At 35.4% G+C, this 6,549-nt stretch carries 8 protein-coding genes; 3 read left to right on the forward strand and 5 right to left on the reverse strand.

All coding sequences use genetic code 11. The features are described from left to right. Positions 1–44 precede the first annotated feature (44 nt). Positions 45–1,919 carry a protein translocase subunit SecD gene (gene secD, locus ACZBKJ_RS09540; RefSeq protein ID WP_463200857.1) on the forward strand — a complete coding sequence of 625 codons (1,875 nt, stop codon included), beginning with the start codon at positions 45–47 and terminating at the stop codon, positions 1,917–1,919. Between the two features lie 10 nt (positions 1,920–1,929). Then, entirely contained in the window at positions 1,930–3,081 is a 1,152-nt protein-coding gene (gene secF / locus ACZBKJ_RS09545) for a protein translocase subunit SecF (RefSeq protein ID WP_463200858.1), read from the forward strand. Positions 3,082–3,138: 57 nt separating this feature from the next. On the opposite strand, the gene ACZBKJ_RS09550 is transcribed toward secF, so the two are convergent. The 4 genes from ACZBKJ_RS09550 to ACZBKJ_RS09565 form a co-directional block, all read right to left on the reverse strand. Then, positions 3,139–3,336, reverse strand: a complete 198-nt coding sequence (locus ACZBKJ_RS09550; protein WP_463200859.1) for a hypothetical protein — start codon at positions 3,334–3,336, stop codon at positions 3,139–3,141. Between the two features lie 34 nt (positions 3,337–3,370). Next, positions 3,371–3,874, reverse strand: a complete 504-nt coding sequence (locus ACZBKJ_RS09555) for a hypothetical protein (RefSeq protein WP_463200860.1) — start codon at positions 3,872–3,874, stop codon at positions 3,371–3,373. 166 nt (positions 3,875–4,040) lie between these two features. Then, positions 4,041–4,217: a hypothetical protein gene (locus ACZBKJ_RS09560; protein WP_463200861.1), complete on the reverse strand. Its 177-nt coding sequence runs from the start codon at positions 4,215–4,217 to the stop codon at positions 4,041–4,043. A gap of 108 nt (positions 4,218–4,325) precedes the next feature. After that, positions 4,326–5,144 carry a hypothetical protein gene (locus ACZBKJ_RS09565; RefSeq protein ID WP_463200862.1) on the reverse strand — a complete coding sequence of 273 codons (819 nt, stop codon included), beginning with the start codon at positions 5,142–5,144 and terminating at the stop codon, positions 4,326–4,328. 251 nt (positions 5,145–5,395) lie between these two features. Between ACZBKJ_RS09565 and ACZBKJ_RS09570 the strand changes: the two genes are divergently transcribed. Then, entirely contained in the window at positions 5,396–5,512 is a 117-nt protein-coding gene (locus tag ACZBKJ_RS09570) for a preprotein translocase subunit YajC (protein WP_463200863.1), read from the forward strand. A gap of 246 nt (positions 5,513–5,758) precedes the next feature. Here ACZBKJ_RS09570 and ACZBKJ_RS09575 read toward each other — a convergent pair whose 3' ends face one another. Then, the gene (locus ACZBKJ_RS09575; RefSeq protein WP_463200864.1) at positions 5,759–6,337 is read right to left on the reverse strand and encodes a hypothetical protein; all 579 of its coding nucleotides are present in this window, start codon (positions 6,335–6,337) and stop codon (positions 5,759–5,761) included. Between the last annotated feature and the right edge of the window lie 212 nt (positions 6,338–6,549).

A 6,549-nucleotide genomic window follows, 5' to 3' on the forward strand; every position in this document is an offset into this window, starting at 1 on the left:
ATTGACAATATCTAATTATCCATTTTATCATTTAAGAAGTCCTTATGCATTACCCTGCTTGGAAATATTTTTTGATTGCAATAGTGCTGATTATTTCTACAATTTATGCACTACCCAATCTTTATCCGGATGAACCTGCCGTACAAATCACTGGTACCAGTGCTGGTGCAACACTAAACACTGAAGTATTGACCCAATCACAAACTTTGCTTGAAAAAGCAGGGCTTAGTCATCATGGGGGCAATATCGAAAATAATGCAGTACTGATTCGTCTAAATAACGCTGAAGACCAACTAAAAGCTCAAGAGATTCTACGCAAAAATCTTGGTGAAAATTACGTCATTGCCTTAAACTTAGCCCAAACAACTCCTGACTGGTTAAAACAAGTTGGCGCAAAACCAATGAAACTTGGATTGGATTTGCGTGGTGGAGTGCGGTTTGTATTGGAGGTGGACATGTCTAAGGCTTTGGAGCAAAGGCTTTCTACAGCCAGCCAAGAAGTCAGAGACACACTTCGTAAAGAAAAACTAAGCTCAAAAAGTACAAAAACTATTGAGGATGGTTTGGTTTTAACCTTTGATGATGCTGATAGTCGCGATAAAGCCCAACGAGCATTGCAGGGTATGAGCAATCAATTTGACTTACGTCCTTTGGTAAGTCCTGAAGGTCCAATTTTGCAAATTACCTACAACCAAACAACTCTCACCCAAATCAATCAAGATGCGGTTAGTCAAAACTTAACCACATTACGTAATCGTATTAACGAACTGGGAGTTGCAGAAGCTTTGGTGCAGTCCCAAGGCAGCAATCGCATTGTGGTGGAGTTACCCGGTGTCCAAGATACCGCTGAAGCCAAACGTGTTTTGGGACGCACTGCCAATCTTGAATTTCGCATGGTTAGCGATGAAGCTCAAAACTTTACAGGTGGCATCGCTCCTGCTGGCACAGAAGCTTTTCCATTTGAGACCTTAGATGGTCCGCCCATTTTATTAAGTCGTCAAGCGATTGTAACTGGTGATAAAGTACAAAGCGCTCAAGCAGATGTTGATGAAAATGGTCGTCCACGTGTTGCCATTGATTTAAATACTGCTGGTGGTCGATTAATGCAAAATGCTACAAGAACATCCGTTGGCAAACAAATGGCGGTTTTATTCATTGAAAACAAACAAAAAATCAGTTATCAAACCGATGAAACCACAGGCGAAACTAAAGAAATTCGTACACCTTACGCTGAAAAACGCGTGATTAACCGCGCCACCATTCAAGCTGTGCTTGGCTCATCATTTGTTATTACAGGGCTTGATAGCATGGCTGAAGCATCTGAACTGGCGTTGTTGCTACGCTCGGGAGCTCTAGCAGCGCCGATGTACTTTGTTGAAGAACGCACCATTGGTCCCTCTTTAGGTCAAGAAAATATTGATAAAGGCTTGTTTGCTTCTCAAATTGGTTATTTATTGGTATTTTTATGGATGGTTGTATTTTATCGAGCTTGTGGAGTGATTGCTAATATTGCACTTGCCTTTAATATTGTAATGCTTGCTGCGGTAATGAGCATTATCGGCGCTTCTTTAACCTTGCCGGGTATTGCGGGCATTGTGTTAACTATGGGTATGGCGGTTGATGCCAACGTCTTGATTTTTGAGCGTATTCGAGAAGAAATGGCAGCAGGTGCTAAGGCTAAATCCGCAATTTTAGCTGGTTTTGACCGAGCCTTTACTTCCATTATTGATGCAAACTTAACCACGCTTTTGGTCGCCTTTATCTTGTTTGTCATTGGCACAGGTCCTATTAAGGGCTTTGCAGTAACTTTGGCTATTGGTATCATCACGTCTTTATTTACCGCCATCATCGTTACACGTGCATTAATGCAAATTTGGTATGGTTATCGTAAAAATTTGACCAAACTGAGTATCGGATAGGAGAATAAGCATGACTGACGAAGAAAAAAATCCTTTGACCCCTACTCCGAGTGAGCCCAGAACACGCAGACGTGCGCCGCGTCGCAATGGCAAAGGTAGTAATGCTGCCGCCAATGCTAATGCCAAACTTTCAGAACAAGCCATTATTGCTGATGTTGCAACTGATGATGAGGCCAGTGAAAAAGCAGGTGGTATCAAATTAATCGCACACCAAAGAATTTTGCCATTTATGAAGTTTGAAAAACTCATGATGGCACTATCAGTACTACTAGTGATTGCCAGTGTGGTTGCACTTTCAGTAAAGGGTCTGAATTTAGGACTGGATTTTACAGGTGGGGTATCAGCGGATGTTCGCTATAAAGAACCTGTTGCCCAAACCGAGGTCGTATCCGCATTAAACCAAAAGGGCTACAGTGATGCGGTGGTGCAATATCTAGGCACACGTGATGAGCTTTTGGTGCGTTTACCGCCGCAAGATGGCAAAACCGCTGATGAACTTAAAATTGAATTAACAGACACTTTGGCTCTACCAGATAACCCTGCTACCATTGAAAACATCAATGTTATTGGCAGTCAAATTGGTAGTGAAATTTATCTAAATTCTGCTATGGCGTTGGCTTTAGCACTTGGGTTAATGTTGATTTATGTTGCAATACGCTTCCAATTTAAATTGGCACTTGGCGCTGTATTGTCATTATTTCATGATGTCATTGTAGTTTGTGGTTTATTTGCTTTGTTTGGCTGGCCATTTGATTTGACCGTACTGGCTTCTGTTTTAGCACTGGTTGGATATTCCGTAAATGATACCATCGTTGTTTACGACCGTATTCGTGAAAATTTCCGTCGTGTGCGCGGTTTAACGCCCATACAAGTGGTTGATTTGTCTTTAACCGAAACGCTACGCCGCACATTTATGACATCGGGAACGGTTTTGGTGGTGGTGCTTGCACTGCTATTTTTAGGTGGCGAAGGGTTGTTCTGGTTTGCTTTGGCTCAATTGCTAGGTACAATTGCGGGTACTTATTCATCCATTTATATCGCAAGCTCCATTCCTTTACGCATGGGTCTATCTCGTGAGGATTTTGTGGTTAAAATAAAACCAGAATTCACCGAAGAAACCGTAATTTTTGCCGACCCTGCACTCCAAAACGCAAAAGACTAAATTTCGTCAATAAAAATCACCCTAAATAATTTTAGGGTGATTTTTAACTTATTAATTTTAAATAATAATATTTCCTTGATTGATTAACTGTTCTAAACTTTGCATTTGTGGTTGATAGCCAAAGTCAATAAATTTTTGGGCGTTATGTTTTTCTCCAATACCATCTTTATCTAAAGTTAATATCACAGAACCGCCAATCTTTTCCAAATTTAAATAATCGTTGCCATCATTACTATTTATGATGTCATCAGCCATTCCATTAAATAGCAAATGTTGATTTATTGCACCTTTAATACAATTGATTTCCAGTATTTTTAGCTTCTTGTAAGCTGCGAACCTTACCCCTACCTGCCAAATTTAATAAATGCTTGACATCTTTAATATCTAAACTTTCTTTTTGCTGACTAAAAACATGGCTAAAATTAAAATCTACATCTCCCATTTGGTAGGTTGTGCCATCATTTTTGGTATAATTGGATAATTGCGATATTTTACCGCCCTGACTTTGTTGATTACTATTTTTATAATCTAAATTTAAACTTTGAATATTAAGGTCAGTTAAATTTTGCAATTCTTCTTTTTGACTAATTCCATCTTTATTTTTATCCTGCCATACTTTCAATTGGGCAAATAAACTATCCTGATTGTCAATTTTACCATCTTTGTTTTCATCCAAATCAGCAAGTGCATCAAAACCGTGTTTGGCGCGAGTGCCGTCCTGTTTTATGGTGTAATCACCAAAAACTTCCGTGCCATTATTAATGATGCCATCGTTATTAATATCACGAACCAAAATACCATCAGTAGTTGTCCAGCCTGTGGCATGCGCTATACCATCACTATCAAAATCAAAAAGGTATTTTTATCAAAATATTTATTATCGATTGCCGCTGTACTAATGCCATTGTAATCCAAATCCAATATTAACGGATCGTAAAAGGTATGTGTGCCATTGCGGTTTAGGTCAAGCCATATTTAAAAGAATTGGGAAACCAATTATAATAAACATCATCAAACATTTCTGATAGAATATCCTTAGGGTTTTGAAACCAATGCTTCATAGATTCCCAAATTCCTTTCATAACTTCAGCATCATTAAGCCATTTTTCTGCTTGTTTTTTATCGTCCTCACTCACTGACACTCTATCAACTTCATCAAGACTGCCCAATGTAGGAAGAGAATAAGTGTACTTTCCTGTTTTTTATCTACAAACACTAATCCTCTAGCAAAATCACGGGGCGTCTTAGCTGATAACTTCATTAATAACAAATTCATTCATCTGAGCTTTAATCAGAGCTTCAATTTCCTGCCATCGAGGAAGTAATGCTATTTTATAACTCACATAAATTTCAGTTTGCCATTCTGGATCAAGCGAAAATCGTTGAGTACATGTTCTAGCATTTTCATATTGTGAATTGGGATTACAATCAATGGTTGTTTGTACTATACCGTTCTTCACAGAAACATAAGTAATAACATCACCGATATCATCTTCCCTCCAAGACTTCCCTGTATTAGGATTAATAACATCGGGTCTTAAAAAAATATATAATCCATATAGCATGTTATCTTGTAATTGTGTTTGAAACCATGGATATGATTTTTGATATTCTAAACGTTCTATATATTTATTAAAACTAATTACACCATAGTAAGGGACATAATGCTCATTAGCCAAAATACCAACACTTAACCATTGACTTTGCGGCGTTCTTTCCTCTTGTTGATAAGCAATACGGCTATCTTCAGGTGTTTTATAATAAGTTTGGTGCAACATGCCATCCATACGCATATCAAATCCAAAAGATGTAATGGCATCATCATACGTTCTTTCACTTCTTGGTATATACTTTGATGTCTTTGACCAAAAAGGCGAGCCGCTATATTCCACAATACCAGCAACAGATGATGGCAGATTTACTTTTTTACTACCCAAATGACCCACCACATAACGCTGACCATATTCATCAATTGGGCGTTTATCTACTTTTTTTAAACTATCTTTGTAATGTGGTTTATTATCATTAGAACAAGATAAACTGGCTAATGAAAAAACAATCAAGATAAATATATAAATGTTAGAATACAAAAATTTCATCATTTAAAAAAACTTTTAAATAAAGCAAAATATTAAGATTACTAAGATTATAAATATTTATGATAAAAAATCAACTAACTTTACAAAAGTTAGCATAATTTGCTAATTATTAAATTATACTTTATCTAAAAGAATATATTTTAAACAACTATTATTAATAAAACAACTTAATATTTATTTAATTCATTGAATTAACATTATCTATTTTTTATTTTATGATTATTTGCCCAAACTCTAAACGCAATAAAGAACACAAAGTAATAGTTGATGGTTTAAGTGTTGGTAATGAAGTTGTTTTTGCAGGTGGTCTTGTTGGTAAAATCAAAAAATAGAAGGCGAATATGCCATTATCAGCCTAAACAATCATACTGATGTTAAATCCAGCGCGCCAGCGTGATTACAGTCTTGTCCAGCGGCACAATTGACAATATCTAATTATCCCTTTTATCATTTAAGAAGTTCTTATGCATTACCCTGCTTGGAAATATTTTTTTGATTGCAAGAGTGCTGTACCTTTGCCCAACATAGTTAAAGTTTCAGCAATATCTTTAGGATTTAAAATCTTTGAAGTCATAAAATTAAACCTTTAAATTAATGTCTTTATTTTTTTCAGATAAATCTCGGTTAAAACCTTTATAATAAGCTACCAGAAAGTATGTATTTACAAAAAATATTACTAGAAAAAAAAATCGATTATCAAATCTCGCTTCAGCTATGGTTGTATAATAACTAACCACACGACCTACGCCATCAACATCCAATACTGCCATTTGTGGAATATCATTACTAAACCACAATATATCATTTTGTTTATACCAGCCGACTGTTACTGACTTATTATTATATTTATCAAGATAACTACAATCAGTTAATAAATATTTTGGAAAAACATGATCGCCACAAGAAATAGTAATGTATTGATTCTTTTTTATATCATGAATTCTAATATGTTTAATTGGTCGATTTTTATGATCTTTAGCAACTTCTACAGTCTTTAACATACCTGAAGTATAATTTAAATCTACTTCCAGTGGAATATCTCTACCCCCTATATGTACATAATATAATACTATTTGTAAAAATAATAAGAATAACGCAAATAAGATATTGGATCTAAATTCTCTGTATTGCCAAATAAGTATAAATTTTTCCAACATAAATATCATTGAACTAAAAAATAAAATATTATAGATATTTACATATAAAAATCAACTAACTTTACAAAAGTTAATATAATTTACAAAATATTACATTATACTTGATCTAAAAGAATATATTTTAAATAACTATTGCTAATAAGGTAACTCAAAATTTATTAGATTTATTGGTATTTTTTGCTATTTTCTATTTTATGATTATTCGCCCAAAT

It is taken from the genome of Moraxella sp. I5G (assembly GCF_055193055.1).